The organism is Cryobacterium sp. AP23 (assembly GCF_054075385.1).
This window is the reverse complement of record NZ_CM133415.1, coordinates 1007495-1029041: the sequence shown is the minus strand read 5'-3', so window position 1 is coordinate 1029041 and position 21547 is coordinate 1007495. Positions and strand designations below refer to the sequence as shown.

The following is a 21547-nucleotide window of genomic DNA, read 5'->3' as shown; positions in this document are numbered from 1 at the left end:
GATACGGGCTCCAACCATCCCCTGACCGGTGGAGGGATTGCGCCCCAAGCAGGGGTCCCGGACCGGGTGGTGCACGGTAAGATCGGAGGTCGAAGGGGAGTATCCCTCTGGGCTCCTCTGGGCAGCCCTATGTCGTGGTCGTCAACACGGACCGCTGAAGCGGTCCCGGGCGCGATGGTGTCGGCTGAACATTTCCGATGCGGGAGAGACTTTCGGGTTTTTTGCTGACTCCAGCACCCGCCGCACTCTGAAAGGCCCTTTCCCGTGAATCTTGAGCTGCCCATCGTCTTCGAGGTGGCCTCGCTGGTCATCCTGACGCTGATCCTCGTCGCCGACCTGCTGATCGTCTACAAACGCCCGCACGTGCCCTCCATCCGCGAGGCCACCCTGTGGGTCGTCTTCTACGTGGGCCTGGCGCTGGTCTTCGCCCTGCTGATGCTGATCTTCGGCGGCGGTGAACACGCCGGGCAGTTCCTGGCCGGCTGGCTCACCGAGTACAGCCTGTCGATCGACAACCTCTTCGTCTTCGTGATCATCATGGCGAGGTTCTCGGTGCCCCGGAAGTACCAGCAGGAAGTGCTGATGGTGGGCATCATCATCGCCCTCGTACTGCGCGGCATCTTCATCCTGCTCGGCGCCCAGCTGATCGAGAACTTCAGCTGGATCTTCTACATCTTCGGCGCGTTCCTGCTGTACACGGCCATCCACCAGGCCTTCGCCAAGGAAGGCGGCGAAGACGACGCCGAGAACGGCCTGGTGCGGTACCTGCGCCGCCACATCCGCATCTCTCCCGACTTCGACGGGTCGAAGATCCGCACCACGATCGACGGCCGCAAGCTCTTCACCCCGATGCTGATCGTGCTCATCGCCATCGGCACCACCGACCTGATCTTCGCGCTCGACTCGATCCCGGCCATCTTCGGCATCACCCAGAGCCCGTTCATCGTGTTCACCGCCAATGTGTTCGCCCTGATGGGACTGCGCCAGCTGTACTTCCTGCTCGGCGGGCTGCTCGAACGCCTCGAGTACCTCAAGTACGGCATCGCGTTCATCCTCTTCTTCATCGGCGTCAAGCTGGTCTTCCACGCCCTGCACACCAACGAGGTGCCGTTCCTCAATGGCGGCGAGGGCTTCGAATGGGCGCCCGAGATCAACACCTGGACATCGCTGGCCGTGATCATCGTCTCCATGGCCGTCGCCACCATCGCCAGCCTGATCAAGACCAAGCGGGACACCCGCAGGGAGAACGCCGCGAAGTCCGGCGAACTCGCCGGTCCCACCGGGGAATAACCCCGTCGGCGCTGCCGCCGAACCGGGCCGGGGATTGGTACGGTGGAACCTCCACTTCCCCCGGTCCGGGCCGGAAGCGCTCCGGATGCGAGCATGGACGTGACTCCTGGAGTGCAGATGGCGCTGAACGGCGAGAATACGATCGCCCTCGGGTCGCTCGCGTTGCAGGTGCGCTACGGCGCGAGCAGCGACGTCGGCCGGGTACGCAAGATCAACGAGGACAGCTTCCTGGCGCAGGCGCCGGCGTTCTTCGTGGCGGACGGAATGGGCGGCCATGCCCACGGGGACGCGGCCAGCCAGACCGTCATCCGGGTCTTCACCGACCACATCGAGGAGAACCTGCCCTCGACCCCCGAGCGGATCCTCGACGCGATCCACTCGTCCAACGACGCCGTGCGCGAACTCAGCTCCGACGACGATTTCGGCACCGCGATCTCCGGCACGACGCTCGCCGGCGTGGCGGTCGTCGATGCCGGCGACGGCATCGGCTTCCACTGGATGGCCTTCAACGTGGGCGACTCCCGCATCTACACCTGGGACGGTCATTCCCTCCAGCAGCTGAGCGTGGATCATTCCGCCGTGCAGGAGATGGTGGAGGCGGGCCTGATCAAGGCCGCGGACGCCGAGAAGCACCCGGGCCGCAACGTCATCACCCGCGCCATCGGCGCCGACGAGTTCGTCGACGCCGACGTCTGGCTGCAACCGGCGACGGGCAGGCACACCTTCCTGCTCTGCTCCGACGGCCTGACCAAGGAACTCTCCGTCCGGGAGATGACCGCCCTGGTTGCCGGAGGTGCCGGGCGGAACGACCTCGGGGCCCTAGCCGACGAGCTGGTCGCGGCCGCGCTGGCCAAGGGCGGCCGCGACAACGTCACCGTCGTCGTCGTCGAATCCACCCTCGACTAGCCATCCCCAGGCAACGCCCCGCGCGGCGACCCGGACGGGGAGGTTCTGCCGGATCGTCGCGACCCGCGGGTTGCCTGACGGAATGCGCCCGCAGTGTTAGCCTGAGGTGTGCTGTTTAGTCGACTTCTTCTTCTGTGCCGCGACGAGTCCCGTATCTGAAGGCCTCACTCGTCGCGGAGTTCGTCGTTGGCTCACCACCATTTCCCGAGGAAGATCCACGAACATGACTGATGCAGTAAGCACCGTTCCCGCGAGTGCGGACATTCGTCCACGTACCCTGGCCGAGAAGGTCTGGGACAAACACCTGGTCGCGAAGGGTGAGGACGGCACCCCCGACCTCATCTACATCGACCTGCACCTCGTGCACGAGGTCACCAGCCCGCAGGCCTTCGACGGCCTGCGTCTGGCCGGACGCCCGGTGCGCCGGCCCGACCTGACGATCGCGACCGAGGACCACAACACGCCGACCCTGGCGATCGACCGGCCCATCGCCGATCTCACCAGCCGCACCCAGATCGAGACGCTGCGCAAGAACTGCGCCGAGTTCGGCATCCGCCTGCACTCGCTGGGCGACATCGAGCAGGGCATCGTGCATGTGGTCGGCCCGCAGCTGGGCTTGACCCAGCCGGGCATCACCGTCGTCTGCGGCGACTCACACACCTCCACCCACGGAGCCTTCGGCGCCATGGCGCTGGGCATCGGCACCAGCGAGGTCGAGCACGTCATGGCCACCCAGACGCTGCCGCTGAAGCCGTTCAAGACCATGGCGATCACCGTCGACGGCACGCTGCGCCCCGGCGTCACCGCCAAGGACATCATCCTGGCCGTGATCGCCAAGATCGGCACCGGCGGCGGTCAGGGCTACGTGCTCGAGTACCGTGGCAGCGCCATCCGCGCCCTCTCCATGGAGGGCCGCATGACCATCTGCAACATGTCGATCGAGGCCGGCGCCCGCGCCGGCATGGTCGCCCCGGATGCCACCACCTACGCGTACCTCAAGGGCCGCGCCCACGCGCCGGCCGGGGCCGACTGGGATGCCGCGGTCGAGTACTGGGACACCCTCGCCACCGATGAGGGCGCCACCTTCGACGCCGAGGTGATCCTCGACGCCGACACGCTCGAACCGTTCGTGACCTGGGGAACCAACCCCGGCCAGGGCGTGTCGCTCAGCGACTCCGTGCCCAACCCGGCCCTGATCGGCGACGCCAACGAGCGCAGCGCCGCCGAACGCGCCCTTGAGTACATGGATCTGGCCGCCGGCACCGCCATGAAGGACATCCACGTCGACACCGTGTTCCTCGGCTCCTGCACCAACAGCCGGGTCGAAGACCTGCGCGCCGCCGCCGAGATAATCAAGGGCAAGTCCATCGCCGACGGCGTGCGGATGCTCGTGGTGCCCGGGTCAGCCCGGGTGCGGATCGAGGCCGAGGCCGAGGGCCTCGACAAGATCTTCACCGACTTCGGCGCCGAGTGGCGCTTCGCCGGCTGCTCGATGTGCCTGGGCATGAACCCCGACCAGCTCGCGCCGGGGGAGCGCTGCGCCTCCACCAGCAACCGCAACTTCGAGGGCCGGCAGGGCAAGGGCGGACGCACCCACCTGGTTTCCCCGCTGGTGGCCGCGGCCACCGCCATCCGCGGCACCCTGTCGAGCCCGTGGGACCTCGTGCAAGACGGCACCGTGCCCGCCGACCTCGTCCCCGTGAAGCTGTAGGAGCGTCAGAGATGCAGAAATTCACCACCGTCACCGGCGTCGCCGTGCCGATGCGGCGTTCCAATGTGGACACCGACCAGATCATCCCCGCCGTGTTCCTCAAGCGGGTCACCAAGACCGGATTCGAAGACGCCCTCTTCTACGGCTGGCGGCAGGATCCTGAGTTCATTCTCAACCAGCCCGCCTACCAGAGCCCCAAGGTGCTCGTGGTGGGGGCCGACTTCGGCACCGGTTCCTCCCGGGAACACGCCGTCTGGGCGTTGCGCGACTTCGGCTTCGACGTGGTGCTGAGCCCGCGGTTCGGCGACATTTTCCGGGGCAACTCCGGCAAGCAGGGACTGCTCGCCGGCCAGATCAGCGAGGATGACGCGGAGACCCTCTGGGGAATCCTCGAGGCCCAACCCGGAATAGAACTGACCGTGGATCTGGTTGCCTGTACTGCCGGTGTCGGCGACCTCACAGTCTCATTCGAGGTCGACGAATACACTAGATGGCGACTGCTGGAAGGCCTTGACGACATCGGCCTCACGCTGCGCGACGAAGCGCGGATCGCAGAATTCGAATCCCACAGGGAGCCCTGGCGCCCCCGCACTCTCCCCGCAAGGCAGGTAAATTTGTGATCATCGTCGGCGAAAATGAGCAGGTCCGCGAAGAAGACCGTGCGTCTGAAACAGCACTACGTGACAACGCGAAGCGCGGCAACGCGCAGAGCCACGGAGCGAACGTGGGCCTGATGGGTGACAAGATCACCATCCGCGGCGGACGCCCGCTGATCGGCCGCATCGAGGTCAAGGGCGCGAAGAACCTGGTCACCAAGGCCATGGTCGCGGCGCTGCTCGGCGAGACCCCGAGCATCCTGCGCGACGTCCCGAACATCAGCGACGTGCGCATCGTGCGCGGCCTGCTCGAAGCACACGGCGTGAAGGTCACCGAGGGCGACGAGCCCGGCAGCCTGATGCTCGACCCGGTGGACGTGGAAAGCGCGCACTACGCCGACATCGACGCCCACGCCGGATCCTCCCGCATCCCGATCCTGTTCTGCGGCCCGCTGCTGCACCGCCTCGGCGAAGCGTTCATCCCCGACCTCGGCGGCTGCCGCATCGGCGACCGCCCGATCGACTACCACCTCGAAGTGCTGCGCAAGTTCGGCGCCGTCGTCGAGAAGCAGCCCAACGGCATCCGCATGTCCGCACCGAACGGCCTCAAGGGCACCAAGGTCGAGCTTCCCTACCCCAGCGTCGGCGCCACCGAGCAGGTCCTGCTCACCGCCGTACGTGCCGAGGGCATCACCGAGCTGAAGAACGCCGCGATCGAGCCCGAGATCATGGACCTCATCAACATCCTGCAGAAGATGGGCGCGATCATCACGGTCGACACCGACCGGGTCATCCGTATCGAGGGTGTCGACAGCCTGCAGGGCTACCAGCACCGTGCGCTGTTCGACCGGAACGAGGCCGCCAGCTGGGCTGCGGCCGCGCTGGCCACCGACGGCGACATCTTCGTCGGCGGCGCCAAGCAGGCCGAGATGCTCACCTTCCTCAACGTCTTCCGCAAGGTCGGCGGCGCGTTCGACATCCACGACGACGGCATCCGCTTCTACCACCCGGGCGGCGACCTCAAGCCCGTCATCATCGAGACGGATGTCCACCCCGGCTTCATGACCGACTGGCAGCAGCCACTCGTGATCGCGCTCACCCACGCCCACGGCGTGTCGATCGTGCACGAGACCGTCTACGAGCAGCGCTTCGGCTTCGTCGACGCCCTGGTCGAGATGGGCGCCACCATCCAGATCCACCGCGAATGCCTCGGCGGCCACCCGTGCCGGTTCGGCCAGCGCAACTTCAACCACTCCGCCGTCATCGCCGGGCCCACCAAGCTCGTCGGCGCCGACATCGAGGTTCCCGACCTGCGCGGTGGCTTCAGCCACCTCATCGCGGCCCTCACGGCCGAGGGCACCTCGACCGTGAGCAACGTGGGAATCATCAGCCGCGGGTACGAGAACTTCATCACCAAGCTGCGTCTGTTGGGAGCTGACTTCGATCTCGCAGGATAATGGCAGTGTGCCAGAATCCTCGTCGCCCGAACCCAGCCAGCCCGCATCCTCACCGTCAACGCCGCCGGTTCAGCCCACCGGCAAGGTGAGGAGCGAGAAGGGCACCCCCTCGATCTTCTGGCTGCTGGCCGCGCTCGTGGTACCGGCGATGAACGTCGTCGCCCGGTACCGCATCAGCGACGGTGACAAGTTCCCGAGGCAGGGCGCGTTCGTGTTCGCACCCAACCACTACAGCGAGATCGACCCGATCGTGATGGGCATGGTGAGCTGGAAGCTCGGCCGCCTGCCCCGCTTCCTGGCCAAGGCGTCGCTGTTCAAGCTGCCCGTGGCCGGCTGGCTGCTGCACAAGTCCGGGCAGATCCCCGTTCAGCGTGGCGGGTCGGTGCGCGGCAGCGAACCCGTCAAGGCCGCCCGCACGCTGGTGGAGCGCGGCCAGATGGTCGTGGTGTACCCGGAGGGGTCCCTGACCCGTGACCCGGAGCTGTGGCCGATGCGTGGAAAGACCGGCGCCGTGCGGATCGCCCTCGAGCAGGGCATCCCCATCGTGCCGGCGGCCCACTGGGGCACGCAGCAGATCATGCCGCGGTACTCCAAGAAGCTGCACGTGTTCCCCCGCAAGACCATCCTCGTGAAGATCGGTGACCCGATCGACCTGGCCGAGTTCCGTGGCCGCACCCTCAACACGGCGACGCTGAACGAGGCGACCGCCGTGGTGATGGATGCCATCACCGCCCTGCTCGAGGACCTTCGGAACGAGACCGCACCGGTCAAGCGCTGGAACCCCTCTGAGCACGACCAGAAAGAGACCGGCCGTTTTGAAGCCTAAAGTCCAGCCAGGTACCCGGGTCGCCGTTCTCGGCGCGGGAAGCTGGGGCACCACCTTCGCCAAGATCCTCACCGACGGGGGAGCCGACGTCGTGCTCTGGGCCCGCCGCCCCGAACTGGCGAAGGAGATCACCGAGGGCCGCCGCAACAGCGACTACCTGCCGGGCATCAACCTGCCGGTGGGCCTGCGTGCCACTTCCCGGCTCGACCTGGCTCTGGCCGGCGCCGAGCAGGTCTTCGTGTCGGTGCCGAGCCAGTCGCTGCGTGAGAACCTCATCGCCGCCGAACCGTTCCTGGCGCCCAACGCCATCATCGTGTCGCTCATGAAGGGCGTCGAACGCGCATCCGGCCTGCGGATGAGCGAGGTCATCGAGCAGGTGCTGCCGATCGACCCGTCCCGCATCGCGGCCATTTCCGGGCCCAACCTGGCGCTGGAGATCGCGAAGGAGCAGCCGACCGCCGCGGTCGTGTCCTCCTCCAGCCTGGAGACCGCCCACGCGGTGGCCCTGCTGGCCACCACGAAGTACTTCCGCTCCTACGTGAACACCGATGTCATCGGCACCGAGTTCGGCGGCGTGCTCAAGAACCTCATCGCCGTGGCCATCGGCATCGTCGACGGTGTCGGCTACGGCGAGAACACCAAGGCGTCCATCATCACCCGCGGGCTCGTGGAAATGACCGACTTCGCCGTCGCCTACGGCGCCCAGACGGAGACCCTCGCTGGACTCGCCGGGCTCGGCGACCTCATCGCCACCTGCCAGTCGCCGCTGTCGCGCAACAATACGGCCGGCCGGCTGCTCGGCCAGGGCTACAGCTACAACGACGTCATCGCCCAGATGCAGCAGACCACGGAAGGCCTCGCCTCGGTGGGGCCGATCCTCGAACTCGCCGGCGCCAAGGGCGTCGACATGCCCATCGTCGAACAGGTGCGCCAGGTGCTGGCCGGTACGCTGAAGCCGCGGGATATTGCGCCCCACCTCACGACAGACTCCGGCGCACCGCAGGGTGAAAGGACCATTGATGACGGACAAACTCACGGTAGCGCTGCTGTTTGGGGGGCGTTCAAGCGAACATTCGATCAGCTGCGCCACAGCGGGCGGAGTACTGGCCGCAATTGACCGGGAGCGGTACACCGTCATCCCCGTCGGCATCACCAGGGACGGCGCCTTCGTGCTTGAAGACGACGACCCGACCAAGTTCACGCTCTCCGCGGCGGCCCTGCCCGAGGTAATCGACAACGGCAGCCGGGTGCTCTGGCCCGACAGCGCCACCAGCCGTGAGCTCACCGTCGTCGACGCCTCCGGCCGCCGGAGCCTGGGCACCATCGACCTGGTCTTCCCGATCCTGCACGGACCGTACGGCGAAGACGGCACGGTGCAGGGGATGCTGGAACTCGTCGACCTGCCGTTCGTGGGTTCCGGCGTGCTGGCCTCCGCCATCGGCATGGACAAGCACTTCACCAAGACCGTGCTGCAGCAGGCCTCTCTGGCCGTGGCGCCGTGGCGCACCATCACCGCAGACGACTGGGCGGATGCGCCCGGCATGGCCTACGCCGCGCTCGAGGAACTCGGCCTGCCCGCGTTCATCAAGCCCGCCCGCGCCGGCTCGAGCGTCGGCGTGAGCCGGGTCACGAGCCGTGACCAGCTCGCCGAGGCGATGACCGTTGCCCTCGCCGAAGACGACAAGGTACTTATCGAAGCCGGCCTGGTGGGCCGCGAACTCGAGGTCGCCGTGCTGCAGGGCCGGCCGGGGGAGGCCGCGCATGCCTCCGTCGCCGGCGAGGTCGTCGTCACCGGCCGGGACTTCTACGACTTCGCCGCCAAGTACCTCGACGCGGCCGGCATCGACCTGGTCTGCCCGGCGAACCTGGACGCGGCCGACCTGGCCGAGATGCAGCGCATCGCGGTGCGGGCGTTCGAGGCGATCGACGCCGGCGGCCTGGCCCGGGTGGACTTCTTCCTCACCGCGGACGGCTGGGTGATCAACGAGATCAACACCATGCCCGGCTTCACCCCCATCTCGATGTTCCCCAGCTGCTGGCTGGCCAGCGGGTACACCTACCCGCAGCTGATCGACGAGTTGATCGAGGTGGCCCTGGCCCGGGCGTCACACCGCCGCCGGCGCCCATCCGCCGTCGTCACCGAGTAGCCCGCCTCCTGACGTGCCGCAAAATGCCCCTTGAGAGCTACTGAAGGGGCACTTTGCGGCAACTCGCGGGCGACATGTTCGGCGACTTGCCGGAAAATGCCCCTTGAGAGCTACTGAAGGGGCATTTTGCGGCAACTCGCGGGCTGCCGGGGGCGCTACGGCGCCGGGGTGTCGGACGGGAGCGTGACGTCGTCCGCGCCCAGGCACTGCTTGGAGGCGGGAACGTTGGCCACGGCATCCGCCAGGTCGACGAGTGTCGTCGACCCGCTCACGAGCTCTGAGTCGATGTACACCTCGGTGGCGGGGTCCCGACCATAGGTCGTGTACCGGTACTTGGGCGCCTCTGAGTCGTCTTCGATCCAGTCGATGCCGTTGATGTTCACGCACGGCAGGGTGGTGGGGCCCGGCACCGTCACACCGCAGGTGAGCAGCACGGCCGTCGGGTCGCCCCACGCGCCCGTGGCCTGGGCGTTCGTCTCCCGCTCCGGCTGGTCGGCGACGGTGGTGGGCAGGTGTACGACGACGTTCGCGCAGGCGGGGTTCACGGCGTCGTCAGCGGGCTGCATGGGCACGGCGGCCGCGCAGCCGGCGAGCACAACGGCGGCGGCGCTGAGCAGCACTGCCGTGGCGGCGCGAACGGTGCGGCGCCCGGTGCCGGTGCGGGATGCACGGGGGCGGGGTGTCTTGTCGGGGTGCGAGGGCGCGAACGGGGGAGTCATCGTATTCAGGTTAGCGTTTGACGTATGACGAATGCAGCGGCCGCGACCCCCGAGCCGACCGAGAAGACCCTCGCCGACCTGACCGAAGGCGAAGTCCTGGCGCAGATCTTCCCCCGACTGCCGCACGCCGACACCGAGTTGCTCGGCCCCGGCGACGACGCGGCGGTGCTCTCCGCCGCGGACGGCCGGTTCGTCGTGACCTGCGACATGATGGTGCAGGGCCCCGATTTCCGTCTCGCCTGGTCAACCCCGCACGACCTGGGCTGGAAGGCCGCCGCCACCAACCTCTCCGACGTGGCCGCCATGGGGGCCAGGCCCACCGCCCTGGTGGTCGCGATCGCGGCGCCCCCCTCCACCCCGATCTCGGTGATCCTCGGCATCGCCGACGGGCTGCGTGACGGCTGTGAGGCGCTCGCCCCCGGCTGCGGCGTCGTCGGTGGCGACCTGTCGGCATCCGATGCCCTGACCCTGTCGATCACCGCATTCGGCGACCTCGAGGGGCGCGCTCCGGTGTTGCGCTCCGGGGCCTCCGTGGGTGACGTCGTCGCCCACGCCGGGCGTCTCGGCGACGCCGGTATCGGCCTGGGGCTGCTGTTCCGGTTCGGCGTCGACGCCGCCGGCGTGCCCAGCCGCGTGCACGCCGACGCACTAAAAAAGCGCCACCCGCAGTACGTCGACGCGCAACTGGCCCCCGTGCCGCCCATCCACCTCGGCACGGTCGCGGCGGTGGCCGGCGCGACGGCCATGATGGATGTGTCGGACGGCCTGGCGATCGACGCCGGCCGGATCGCACGGGCGAGCACCGTCGGCATCGACTTCGACTCGGCGTGCCTGGGCGACCAGCGCGAGCTCGCGCTCGGCGGCGGCGAGGACCACGGGCTCCTGGCCACGTTCCCACCGGACATGGCCCTGCCGGCGGGATTCCGGCGCCTCGGCACCGTCACCGCCCAGGCCGGCGCGGTGCTCGTCGACGGCCAGCCGCGCGCGCAGGGCGGCTGGGACCCCTACCGCGGCTGGGACGGCGCGGTCAGCTGACCTGCGCCCCCGGCCTCCTGCCCAGTTGCGGGGGTCAGCGGGCGGACGTGACCAGGGTGCGGGCGATCTCGCGGGCCCACGCCTCGATCTCGGGCCAGTCCCGGAAATCGCCGGCCGGGATCATCTCGGCGGCGCCGGGGAACTTGCGGATCATGCGGTGCGGCAGGCTCAGTGCCGCCGGGTCGATGGCCCCGAAGAAGACCCGGTGGTCGACGGGGCGCAGGGTGCTGGTGAAGTCGGCGATCTCGGCGGGGACGTTGCTGCCCCGCACATCCTTGCCCTCGGCATCGGTCTCGTCGGTGCCGAGCGGGCCGCTGCTGAACAGCCATACCGGATGTTCCAGAAGCGTGGGCTGGTAGCGCCGCACGAAGGTCGTGGCGCTCTTGATCCAGTGCCCCATGTACACGGCGCTGCCGATGACGAAGGCGTCGAACCCGGCCATCTCCTCGGCGTGCGGGGGAGCGGCGGCGTCGAACACCTCGGCGTCCAGGCCGGCGACCCCCAGCTCGGCGCCGATCCGTTCGGCGATCCCCCTGGTGGCGCCGTAATGGCTTGCACAGACAACCGCTACGCGCACGGGGTCGACCTTTCGGTTGCGGTGGACGATGGTGGCCACACCTACGACGCTATGCCCGCAAACCCGTTCTGACCAGCCCTCCCGCCTGCACAGTTGTGCGACTCGGCGGATGCGTCAGGACGGGCTGGCCACCGCGGCATACCAGAGTGTGGTGTCGCCGTAGTCCTTGCGCCGTTCGAGTTCGAGGCCCGGCCCCCAGGCGGGTTCGGGTGAGCGTGACGACCGCTCCACCACCACGAGGGCGTCGCGGTCGAGCAGGGGCGTGAGCGCGGTGAGGTTCGCGGCCAGTTCCGTGTCGGCGAGGTCGTACGGCGGGTCGAGGAAGACGAGGTCGAATCCGTCCGGCGTCGCTGCCAGGAACGAGGCCACGGCCTGGGTGGAAACCGAGATGGCGAGCTGGGCGCCCTTTGGCGCGGCCTTCTGCACCGCCGCGGCGTTCTTGCGGCAGGTCTGGCTGGCCGCGAATCCGTTCTCGACCAGCGTCACCACCCGGGCGCCGCGGCTCGCGGCTTCGAGGCCGAGCGCCCCTGAGCCGGCATACAGGTCGAGCACCCGGTAGCCGCGCACGGCGTCGCGTGCGTCGAGGGCGGAGAACATCGCCTCGCGAACCTGGTCGCTGGTGGGTCTGGTGCCCTTGGCCGGCACGGTGAGGGTGAGGGAGCCGGCAAACCCGGCGACAATTCGCGTCATTTGCCTTCGAGCCTAGCCGCCGGCCGGCTCCCGCTGTCGGTGGCGACGTTTAGCATCGGAGTATGACCGGTTCGGATGCCGCCGCCACCCCGCGCGACCCCTTCGACGACCCCGCCCCGATGACACTGGACTCGCCGCTGCGCGTCGTCCTGCCCGCGGGCCCCGCCACGGTGCTGGCCAAGGCCTTCGGCATGGCCACCGTGGGCGACCTGCTCAGCCACTACCCGCGCCGCTACGCCCGCCGCGGGGAGCTCACCACCCTGGCCGAGCTGCCCCTCGACGAAGCCGTCACCGTGCTGGCCGAAGTGATCTCGGTGAGTGTGCAGGATTACGGCCGTGCGCAGCCGGGCAAGAAGGCGCTGCACCGCACGAAGGTGGTGATCTCCGACGGCCACGGCATGCTCCCGCTCACCTTCTTCAACAAGCCGTGGTTGATCAAGACCCTGCGCCCGGGCATGCGCGGGATGTTCTCCGGCAAGGTGACGGTCTTCAATAAGGCCCGCCAACTCGCTCAGCCCGACTACCAGATCGTGCCCGGCAGCGACGACCCCATGGATGCCACGATCTCGCCGGCGGACGCGGCCGAGGCCCGGCTCTGGGGGCAGCGGCCCATCCCCATCTACCCGGCCACCGCTGCCATGACCAGCTGGCAGATCGCCAAGATCATCGTGGACGTGCTGGGGCAGCTCGGCCCGGTCGACGACCCGATCCCGGAGCAACTGCGCCTTGAGCATTCCCTGCTCGGGCACCGCGACGCGCTCACGCTCATCCACCGTCCCGTCACCGACGAGGAATGGAACGCGGCCAGGACGACGCTGCGCTTCACCGAGGCGTTCGTGCTGCAGTGCGTGCTCGTGCAGCAGCACACCGAGCATCGGGCTCTTCGCACCAGAGCCCGGCTGCCCGTTCCCGGCGGCTACCTCGAACGATTCGATGCCGCGCTGCCGTTCGCCCTCACGGTCGACCAGGAACTCACCGGGGCCGAGATCGGGCGCGACATGGGGCTGACCGCGCCGATGAACCGGCTCGTGCAGGGCGAGGTCGGCTCCGGCAAGACCGTGGTGGCCCTCCGCGCCATGCTCGCGGTGGCCGACTCCGGCGGCCAGGCCGCTCTGCTCGCCCCCACCGAGGTGCTCGCCGGGCAACACCTGCGCTCGATGACGAAGATCCTCGGACCCGACCTCGCGGCCGAGCTGATGCCCACCCTCGTCACCGGCCAGCTGCCCGTGGCTGCGCGGCGGAAGGCGCTGCTGCGCACGGTGTCCGGCCAGGCCCGCATCGTCATCGGCACGCACGCCCTGCTCAGCGACACCGTCAAATTCTTCGACCTGGGCCTCGTCGTCATCGACGAACAGCACCGATTCGGCGTCGACCAGCGGGAGGCCCTCCGGCTCAAGGCCGAACTGCCGCCGCACGTGCTCGTGCTCACCGCCACGCCCATTCCCCGCACCATCGCCATGACCATCTTCGGCGACCTCGATGTGAGCACCATCGCCATGCTCCCCGCCGGCCGGCCCGGCATCGAGAGCTTCGTCGTGCCGCTGGACGAGAAACCGGCCTGGGTGATGCGGGTCTGGCAACGCGTGTCGGAGGAGCTCGCTCTGGGCCGGCAGTGCTTTATCGTGTGCCCGGCGATCTCCCCGAAGAAGCTCGAACAGGGCGAGGAGATCGACTTCGACGCCACCCCGATGACCAATGTGGAGGAGTTGCTCGCCAACCTCCGCCGGCATCCGCTGCTCACGACGGCCCGCATCGAACCCCTGCACGGGGCGATGAGCGCCGATGAGAAGGACGCCACCATGCAGGCGTTCGCGGCCGGCGAGATCCAGGTGCTCGTGGCCACCACCGTCATCGAGGTCGGCGTCGACGTGCCGAACGCCTCGGCCATGGTCGTGATGGATGCTGACCGATTCGGCGTCTCGCAACTGCACCAGCTGCGCGGCCGGGTCGGCCGGGGCGGAATCCCCGGCCTGTGCCTGCTCGTGACGAGCGCCCCGATCGGGTCGCCGGCTCGGGACCGGATCGAGGCCGTCGCCAAGACCCTCGACGGTTTCGAACTGGCCCAGGTGGACCTCGAGCAACGCCAGGAGGGCGATGTCCTGGGCCGGTTCCAGTCCGGCGGGCAGTCCTCGCTGCGGTTGTTGCGGGTGGCGACGGACGGTGACATCATCTCGGATGCGCGCACCGCGGCACGCGAACTCATCGGGGGAGACCCGGAGATCCGCACCATCCCCGCGCTTCGGGCCGCCGTGCGGCGGCGGCTGGACGACTCGGAACGGACTGCCCTGTCCAAGGGCTGAATCCGGCTGCCGACCGGCGGAGCCCGGTGCCGTTCCTGACAATGACCTAGACGTCCGGCCAATCGCCAGCGCCGGGCAGCGCCCGTTGCGGGCTGGCGCTAGGGTGAACCGTATGCGCAGGATCGCCGTCGTCCCAGGTTCCTTCGACCCCGTCACTCTGGGGCATCTCGACGTGATCCAACGAGCCGCCGGCCTGTTCGACGAGCTGCACGTCCTGGTGGTGCACAACCCGGGCAAGTCCGCGCTCCTGCCGATCACCCAGCGGGTGTCGCTCATCGAGCGCTCCATTGCCGAAGGCGGGTTGCCCACGAACATCGTGGTGAGCTCCTGGAGCGTCGGCCTCCTGGTGGACTACTGCATCGATGTGGGCGCCAGTGTGCTGGTCAAGGGCATCCGCTCGCAGATCGATGTGGCCTACGAGACTCCGATGGCAATCGTCAACCGCAACCTGGCGGAAGTCGAAACGATCTTCATGCTGCCCGATCCCGCACACGCGCACGTTTCCAGCTCCCTGGTGCGGCAGGTCGCCGCCCTCGGCGGGGACATCGCCCCGTACGTGCCGCCCGCCGTCGCGGCCTTCCTGAATCGACCGCTGGCATGAACATGCCGCCGGGGATGCTTGGGGCAGGCTCCACCTCGGCTCCAGGCACGACAGTGCGAGAGGCGGGCATCGCCGAAGACTCCGTGGGCGCGGACGGAGACGGGATCGTGGCGCTCTCAGACGTCCAGCGGGCGGCGCAGGCGATCATGCGCAACGTCGAATCCGTCATCGACGGGAAGCACTCAGCGGTGCAGATCGCGCTGACCGTCCTGCTGGCGGAGGGTCATCTCCTGATCGAGGACGTGCCGGGGGTGGGCAAGACCATGCTCGCCAAGGCCCTCGCCAAGTCGGTGGACTCCAGCGTCGCCCGTATCCAGTTCACGCCGGACCTGCTGCCGTCCGATGTGACCGGGGTCTCCGTCTACAACCAGGTCGACCGCCGGTTCGAGTTCAAGCCGGGCCCCATCTTCGCCAACATCGTGATCGGCGATGAGATCAACCGGGCCAGTCCCAAGACCCAATCCGCGTTGCTCGAGTGCATGGAGGAGCGCCAGGTCACCGTGGACGGCACCAGCTACCGCCTTGAGCGCCCGTTCACCGTCGTCGCTACGCAGAACCCGATCGAGATGGAAGGCACCTACGCCCTGCCGGAGGCGCAGCGGGACCGCTTCATGGCGCGCATCTCGATGGGCTACCCGGACTCGGCGTCCGAGCTGGCGATGCTGGACTCCCGGGACGTGACCAGCCCGCTGGGCCAGATCGACGCCGTGGTGACCGCGACCCAGCTGCGCGGGATGATGACCGCCGCCCGTGGCGTGTACGCGTCGGGCGCCGTCAAGGAGTACGCCGTCGCCGTGGTGCGGGCCACCAGGGACGACCGCGACCTGCGCCTGGGAGCGAGCCCACGTGCGACCCTGCAGCTGATCAGGGCGGCGAAGGCGCAGGCCGCACTGCACGGCAGGGAATACGTACTCCCGGATGACATCGACACGCTGGCCGTCGCGGTCCTCGGGCATCGCCTGGTACCCACGACGCGGGCGCTGGGGCACCGGTCCCAGGACAGCGCCCTGCTGATCGAGGAGACGGTGCGGCGGATTCTGGCGGCCACGCCGGTGCCGACGGGCTCGCAGGGCCGGCTGTAACCGGTGGGCTGGGCGGGGGCGGCAATCAGCGTCATCATGGACGTGAGACAGCTGGACCTGCCGGGGCTCGGACACCCGTCTGGCAGGCCGACCAGCGTCCCTCCGAAACGCGCACGACAGACGCGGCAGCGACCAACATGACTCAGACAACCGTTCGCGAGACACAGGAAGGCTTCTCAGCCGCGCCTGCCGCGACCGGGATCCTGCGCCGCCTCCTGCAGCGGTCGACCCGCATCCGCCGACGCGTGCGCCCGACGTTGCGGGGCGCGTTGTTCCTGGGCACGGGAGCCGCGCTTTTCGCGATCGCCTGGTTCTTCGACCTGCGCGACCTCCTTTTCGTGGCCGGTCTGCTGCTGCTCGTGCCGATCACGGCGCTGGGCTACGTGCTAGTGCACCCGGTGCGCGTCACCGTCACGCGCACCTTCCGGCCCGCCAGCGTGCCGGCGGGACTGACGGCGACGGTCACGCTGCAGATCCGCAATCGTGCCGGCCAGTCCGTGGCGGGCCTGCGCTGGCGCGACACGGCCGCCGGCGGCGTGGAGGTTCCGGCCGTCCAGGCGCTCCGGGCCCTCGGCCCGGCCCGGCCCGGCCGGCCCACACCCACCGACACGGCGGTAGTGAGCTACCAGGTGCGGCCCGCCCGGCGGGGCAGCTATCCGATCGGCCCGCTGATGCTCGGCCGGGTGGACCCGTTCGGGCTGGCCTACGGGGAGTGGCCGGTCGGTGCCCCGCACGACCTCACCGTCACCCCCAGGGTCACGCCGCTTCCCGGCGCCGGGGTGTCGATCACCCGGGGAGAAGGATCACGGCACGAACGCCTGCGCCACCTCAACAACGACTCCGATGAACTCATCGCCAGGGAGTACCGGCCCGGCGACCCCCTGCGCCGGGTGAACTGGCCCGCGACCGCCCGGCACGGGGAGATCATGGTGCGCCAGGAGGAACAGCGCAGCCACCCGGAGGCCCGGGTGCTGCTGGACACGACGAGGGGCGGCCACGGTCACGGTCGGTCACGGGATGACGACGGAAGCGGAGGATTGCACGGCGGGGCCTTCGAACGCGCGGTCGAACTCGCCGCGTCGATCGCCGTGCACCTCCTCGAGGGCGGCTTCCGGGTGGAGATGATCGAGATCGGGCCCTCCCAGCTGGTGCATTCCCCGCTTGGGCCAAGCCGAGCGCTCCCCGGCGAGACCCGCCTCACCGCCGACCCCGATGCGGGCCGGCACGGTGGTCTCCGCGGTGATGAGCCGGTGTCGTTCACCGGACCGGAGGGCACCCGCGCCCTCCTGGACGCGCTCGCGCGGGTCGTGCAACGCGACCACGTCGCGCACGCCGGTGCCACCCGCGGCGACAGCGGCGACAGCCCCCGGGCCCGGCTCGGCGGTGGACAGATTCCGACCTTCGCCGTACTCGTCGACACGGCTGCGGGGGACACCGGCGACGTTGTCGCCCTGCGGTCCGTCTGCCAGCCCGCCGTCGCCTTCGTCTTCGACAGCATGAACCCGACGGCCGTCGACCGCCTCGGCGAGGCCGGATGGCAGTGCGTTCCGGTGGCTGCCGTCTCCACGGTGGATGCCGCGTGGCTGCGGGCCGGACAGGATGGGGGAGATCGCCGTGGCCAGGACTAGCGCACCGGCCGGCACGGCAGCCCCGGCGCCCACCAGGACCGCCGCCCCCCGCCGACCCGTCGTGGTGCGCTGGCCGCTGTCGCTGATGCTGCTCGTGCTGCTCCTGGCCGGTTGCGCCGCCCTGGGCCCGGTGCTGGCCGGCTCGGCCTGGTGGTGGGTGCTCCTGGTCGTCGCGACGGTGGTCTTCGCCGCCGCCGCCGGCATCCGGCGCGCACGCGCCCCCGCGGCGCTCGTGCCGTTCCTGACCGCCGCGGTGCTGGTGATGCTGCTCACCCTGCTCTTCGGCGGGGGCACCGGGCTACTGTGGCTCATTCCCACCGGGGAGACCCTGTCCGGTTTCGCGGACCAGGCCAGGGCCGGCATCCTGTCCATCCAAACCCAGGACACGCCCGCGGGGGTGTTCGACGGCATCCTGTTCCTGTTGGCCGTCGGGGTCGGCGTGCTGGCAATCCTGATGGACACGCTCGCGATCGGCCTGCGCTGGCCGGCGCTGGCCGGGATACCGGCCCTGGTGCCCATCGTCGTGCCCGGATTCGTCGTCGCCGAAGGCGCCGGCTGGACCGTCCTCGTCGTGACGGCGGTGGCCTATCTCGTCCTGCTGCGAGTCGAGGTGCACCTGCGTGCGTCGCCCGAAACCGAACGCGGAGCCCCTCGCGGCGGCGCCGGGATGGCGATGCGGGGCGCTGTCTCCATCGCCGCCCTCGGCATCGTCGCCGCCCTGATCATGAGCGCCAACGTTCCCCCGTACGCCGGTGCCGGTGCCGCCGGACGGGCCAACAGCGCCCTGTTCGCCTCGGGAATCACGCCCATGGCCGACCTCGGCCAGGACCTGCGCCGACCCCGTCCCGGACCAGCCCTGCACTACCGCACGACCGCGACCGAACAACCGTATTTCGCGTTGCTCACCCTCGACGAGATCAAGGGCACGACCTGGCTGCCGCGGGAGGTGGAGCCCGACACCGCAAACACCGTCACCGTCATCGAGGACCCGCCCGGGTTGTCCGAACGGGTAGCCAGGACGACGGCGACCACCATCATCGGCATCGACGGCGTCCGGACGAACCGATTGCCCGTTCCCGTGCCGGCAACGAGTGTGGCCGGGCTGAACGGGGAATGGCTCTGGAACAACGACACCCGGGCGATCACCAGCACGGACACCACGACGCTGGGCCAGCGGTACTCGGTGACCTCCCTGGAGGTGCAGCCGACGCGGGAGCAGCTGCGGGAAGCGGGCGGACGCTATCCGGGCAGCATCGAGCCGAGCCTGGAGCTGCCGCCGGACACTCCCGGGATCATTGGGGAAACCGCCCGCGCCGTCACCGCCGGCGCGCAGTCGAACTACGACGCCGCCGTCGCGCTGCAGGACTACCTGAGGGGCAACGACTTCACCTATGACACCGAGTCCCCGGTCGAGGACGGGTACGACGGCGATGGGGCGGGTGTGGTAGCAACCTTCCTCGACGTGAAGCGCGGATACTGCGTGCACTTCTCCTCCGCCATGGCGATGATGTCGCGCAGCCTCGGCATCCCGGCCCGGATCACCCTCGGCTACCTGCCCGGTACGCGCACGTCGACGGTGATCGGCGGCCTCAACCGGTACGAGGTCGATTCGCACGACCTGCATGCCTGGCCTGAGCTGTACTTCGTCGGTGTGGGCTGGGTTCCGTTCGAACCGACCCCGGGGCGGGGGACGGTTCCGGACTACGCACTGCCGGAGAGCTCGGTAGCCCCCGGGCAGTCCACGGCCGGAGCGGCACCCTCCAGCGCACCGCAGACGAACGACATCGAAGGGCTGCAGCCGGGGGCCCTGGGCGCGGAGGCGACCGCCGAAGAGAGCATCGCCGGAACCCTCGCCCGCATAGGCCTCGTCTCGCTGGGACTGATGCTGCTCCTGGCCGTCCCCGGCGTCTGGCGGCGGCTGCGGCGCCGGCGCCGGCGCGCCCGCCTCGCCGACGGCCGGGCCGATGCGTCCGTTGCCTGGCAAGAACTGGCCGACACCGCCGTTGATCACGGAGTCGGTGTCTACGACACCCTCACCGCTCGGGAGCTCGCCGCCGGAATCCGGGCACGCCGGGGGGTGGGCGACACGCCGGAGGTGCGCGACGCCCTCGAACGATTGCTGGAAGCGACCGAACGCATCCGCTACGCCCAGCATCCTGCCGCACCGGTGCCCGGAGACCGGCGACTCCTGCACGACCTCGACCTGCTCGTGCGGGCCGTCCGCGGCGGTTCCCGGGCCCCGCAGCGGATGCGCGCGGTGCTGGCACCGGCGTCGCTGAGCTCACCGATCCTGCGCCGGATGGGGCTGGCGAGGGATGCGCCCGAAGCGCCGGACGGGCCGGGGAACCCGCGCACCCCAATGGACGCGTAGAATTTTCCCTCGTGAACAAGTTCAAGAAGACCCCCTACAAGGTTGACGTCCGCGACATCATCAACCGCCCGGGAACGATGTATGAGCGCAACATCGACATTGTCGTTCCCCACGACCTCGGTGAAGCGCTCGTTGCCGTGAAAGCCGGCTCCACCCTCGAGGCCGACCTGCGCCTTGAGTGCATCCACGAGGGCATCCTGGTGACCGCCGATGTGACCGGAAAAGCCGCCGGAGAGTGCGGAAGATGCCTGATTGACATCGAATTGCCTGTCCGAGTTCATTTTGTGGAGCTTTTCGCCTACGATGTAGACGAAGCTTATGAGTGTGCGGTTCAAGATGACCATGTGGATCTTGAACCACTAATCAGGGATGCAGTGGTGTTGTCACTGCCGTTCCAGCCGGTTTGCCGGCGGGATTGCCCAGGTCTCGACCCAGAGACCGGGGAACGGCGTGCCACTTCCCCTGAACTTGAACCGAGTGACGTGCAGGACCCCCGCTGGTCCGCACTATTGGAATTCCAAGCTTCCGAAAGCATCAGCACGGATGAAGACATCCATGCTGTACCGGATAGAGAAGAGAAGTAGTCATGGCAGTCCCGAAGCGCAAGCAATCACGCTCCAACACCCGCTCACGCCGTTCCTGCTGGAAGGCCGAAGCCCCCACCCTGGTGAAGACCATGGAAAACGGCAAGGTCGTCTACAGCCTCCCGCACCGCGCCAAGGTCGTCACCGACGCCGCCGGCACCGCACTCTTCATGGAGTACAAGGGCCGCAAGGTCGCTGACATTTAGTCAGAGGGTGGTGCGCGCAACCGTGTCAGGTTCTGACGCCGATCCCACAACAGCCGCGACTCCTGCAGGCAAGAACGCTGCAGGAGTTTCTGCTGCCCGGAGGTCGGATGCCGGCTCATTGTCGGCGCTCCAGCAGGTCCTCGGTCTCCGGATCGATGAGGGCCTACTCGAGCTTGCGTTGACGCACCGCTCCTTCGCGTACGAGAACGGTGGCCTGCCCACCAACGAACGCCTGGAGTTCCTGGGCGATTCGATCCTGGGCCAGGCCGTGACCGTGATGCTGTACCGCGAGTACCCGCTGCTGCCCGAGGGCGACCTGGCCAAGCGCCGGGCCAGCCTGGTGTCCAGCGCTGCCCTGGCCGAAATCGCCCGCGGTATCGGCCTGGGCGATTTTGTGCGCCTCGGAAAAGGGGAGACCCTCACCGGCGGCCGCGACAAGTCCTCGATCCTGGCCGACACCGTCGAAGCCGTCATCGGCGCGGTCTACCTCGACACCGGGGTGGAGTCCGCGACGGAATTCGTGCTGCGCCTGATCGAGCCGCTCCTGGCCGACCCCGGACACTTCGGTGTCTCGATGGACCCCAAGACGAGCCTGCAGGAAACCGCCGCCCGCCTGGGCGCGGGCGTTCCGGTCTACGCCGTCGCCGAGAGCGGCCCCGACCACTCCAAGGTCTTCATCGCCACCGTCACCGTGGGCACCAGCGTCACCGCGACGGGTGAGGGCACCAGCAAGAAGCACGCCGAGATGGCCGCCGCCCTCGAGGCGTGGACGCGGCTGCGCACCCGCCGCTGACTCCCGGTGTCCTGTCTGGTCGAAAGCC

20 protein-coding genes are annotated in these 21547 nt (G+C 68.9%); 17 read left to right on the top strand and 3 right to left on the bottom strand.

Features of this window, described 5'->3' with window-relative positions; genetic code table 11:
* Nucleotides 1-264: 264 nt before the first annotated feature.
* The 8 genes from ACU5E9_RS04795 to ACU5E9_RS04760 all read left to right on the top strand — a co-directional run bounded on the left by ACU5E9_RS04795 (nt 265) and on the right by ACU5E9_RS04760 (nt 8933).
* The gene (locus tag ACU5E9_RS04795; protein WP_456812478.1) at nt 265-1290 is read left to right on the top strand and encodes a TerC family protein; all 1026 of its coding nucleotides are present in this window, start codon (nt 265-267) and stop codon (nt 1288-1290) included.
* Between the two features lie 93 nt (nt 1291-1383).
* Nucleotides 1384-2196: a PP2C family protein-serine/threonine phosphatase gene (locus ACU5E9_RS04790; RefSeq protein WP_456812477.1), complete on the top strand. Its 813-nt coding sequence runs from the start codon at nt 1384-1386 to the stop codon at nt 2194-2196.
* Nucleotides 2197-2419: 223 nt separating this feature from the next.
* Entirely contained in the window at nt 2420-3907 is a 1488-nt protein-coding gene (leuC, locus tag ACU5E9_RS04785; RefSeq protein ID WP_456812476.1) for a 3-isopropylmalate dehydratase large subunit, read from the top strand.
* An 11-nt stretch (nt 3908-3918) separates the two neighbouring features.
* The gene (gene leuD / locus ACU5E9_RS04780) at nt 3919-4527 is read left to right on the top strand and encodes a 3-isopropylmalate dehydratase small subunit (RefSeq protein WP_456812475.1); all 609 of its coding nucleotides are present in this window, start codon (nt 3919-3921) and stop codon (nt 4525-4527) included.
* Nucleotides 4528-4640: 113 nt separating this feature from the next.
* The gene (gene murA, locus ACU5E9_RS04775) at nt 4641-5960 is read left to right on the top strand and encodes a UDP-N-acetylglucosamine 1-carboxyvinyltransferase (protein WP_456812474.1); all 1320 of its coding nucleotides are present in this window, start codon (nt 4641-4643) and stop codon (nt 5958-5960) included.
* A gap of 7 nt (nt 5961-5967) precedes the next feature.
* Nucleotides 5968-6786 (top strand): lysophospholipid acyltransferase family protein, encoded by an 819-nt coding sequence (locus ACU5E9_RS04770; RefSeq protein ID WP_456812473.1) that lies wholly within the window; start codon nt 5968-5970, stop codon nt 6784-6786.
* Nucleotides 6776-7903: an NAD(P)H-dependent glycerol-3-phosphate dehydrogenase gene (locus ACU5E9_RS04765; RefSeq protein ID WP_456812472.1), complete on the top strand. Its 1128-nt coding sequence runs from the start codon at nt 6776-6778 to the stop codon at nt 7901-7903. Before ACU5E9_RS04770 ends, ACU5E9_RS04765 begins: the two co-directional genes overlap by 11 nt.
* Nucleotides 7806-8933 carry a D-alanine--D-alanine ligase family protein gene (locus ACU5E9_RS04760; protein ID WP_456812471.1) on the top strand — a complete coding sequence of 376 codons (1128 nt, stop codon included), beginning with the start codon at nt 7806-7808 and terminating at the stop codon, nt 8931-8933. The genes ACU5E9_RS04765 and ACU5E9_RS04760 overlap by 98 nt, the downstream gene beginning before the upstream one ends.
* 155 nt (nt 8934-9088) lie before the next feature.
* Here the strand turns inward: ACU5E9_RS04760 and ACU5E9_RS04755 are convergent, their stop codons facing one another.
* On the bottom strand, nt 9089-9652 hold the full coding sequence (locus tag ACU5E9_RS04755; RefSeq protein WP_456812470.1) for a DUF3515 family protein: 564 nt from the start codon (nt 9650-9652) through the stop codon (nt 9089-9091).
* 24 nt (nt 9653-9676) lie between these two features.
* Between ACU5E9_RS04755 and thiL the strand changes: the two genes are divergently transcribed.
* Nucleotides 9677-10687, top strand: coding sequence for a thiamine-phosphate kinase (gene thiL, locus ACU5E9_RS04750; protein ID WP_456812469.1), 1011 nt, complete (start codon nt 9677-9679; stop codon nt 10685-10687).
* A 34-nt stretch (nt 10688-10721) separates the two neighbouring features.
* Here thiL and ACU5E9_RS04745 read toward each other — a convergent pair whose 3' ends face one another.
* Nucleotides 10722-11303, bottom strand: a complete 582-nt coding sequence (locus tag ACU5E9_RS04745; RefSeq protein WP_456812468.1) for a flavodoxin domain-containing protein — start codon at nt 11301-11303, stop codon at nt 10722-10724.
* A 75-nt stretch (nt 11304-11378) separates the two neighbouring features.
* A complete protein-coding gene (gene rsmD / locus ACU5E9_RS04740; RefSeq protein ID WP_456812467.1) occupies nt 11379-11954 on the bottom strand; it encodes a 16S rRNA (guanine(966)-N(2))-methyltransferase RsmD in 576 nt (191 codons plus the stop codon).
* A gap of 62 nt (nt 11955-12016) precedes the next feature.
* Here rsmD and ACU5E9_RS04735 point away from each other — a divergent pair, with 62 nt between their 5' ends.
* The 8 genes from ACU5E9_RS04735 to rnc all read left to right on the top strand — a co-directional run bounded on the left by ACU5E9_RS04735 (nt 12017) and on the right by rnc (nt 21519).
* Nucleotides 12017-14254, top strand: a complete 2238-nt coding sequence (locus ACU5E9_RS04735; protein WP_456812466.1) for an ATP-dependent DNA helicase RecG — start codon at nt 12017-12019, stop codon at nt 14252-14254.
* A 112-nt stretch (nt 14255-14366) separates the two neighbouring features.
* A complete protein-coding gene (gene coaD, locus ACU5E9_RS04730) occupies nt 14367-14855 on the top strand; it encodes a pantetheine-phosphate adenylyltransferase (RefSeq protein WP_456812465.1) in 489 nt (162 codons plus the stop codon).
* A 2-nt stretch (nt 14856-14857) separates the two neighbouring features.
* Nucleotides 14858-15937 (top strand): AAA family ATPase, encoded by a 1080-nt coding sequence (locus ACU5E9_RS04725; protein WP_456813498.1) that lies wholly within the window; start codon nt 14858-14860, stop codon nt 15935-15937.
* 137 nt (nt 15938-16074) lie between these two features.
* A complete protein-coding gene (locus tag ACU5E9_RS04720; RefSeq protein ID WP_456812464.1) occupies nt 16075-17565 on the top strand; it encodes a DUF58 domain-containing protein in 1491 nt (496 codons plus the stop codon).
* On the top strand, nt 17552-19936 hold the full coding sequence (locus ACU5E9_RS04715; RefSeq protein ID WP_456812463.1) for a transglutaminase TgpA family protein: 2385 nt from the start codon (nt 17552-17554) through the stop codon (nt 19934-19936). The genes ACU5E9_RS04720 and ACU5E9_RS04715 overlap by 14 nt, the downstream gene beginning before the upstream one ends.
* Nucleotides 19937-19947: 11 nt before the next feature.
* Complete coding sequence (locus ACU5E9_RS04710; RefSeq protein ID WP_456812462.1) at nt 19948-20520, top strand: YceD family protein; 573 nt, start codon at nt 19948-19950, stop codon at nt 20518-20520.
* A gap of 2 nt (nt 20521-20522) precedes the next feature.
* Nucleotides 20523-20726: a 50S ribosomal protein L32 gene (rpmF, locus tag ACU5E9_RS04705; RefSeq protein WP_220604099.1), complete on the top strand. Its 204-nt coding sequence runs from the start codon at nt 20523-20525 to the stop codon at nt 20724-20726.
* 118 nt (nt 20727-20844) lie between these two features.
* On the top strand, nt 20845-21519 hold the full coding sequence (gene rnc, locus ACU5E9_RS04700; protein ID WP_456812461.1) for a ribonuclease III: 675 nt from the start codon (nt 20845-20847) through the stop codon (nt 21517-21519).
* Nucleotides 21520-21547 lie beyond the last annotated feature (28 nt).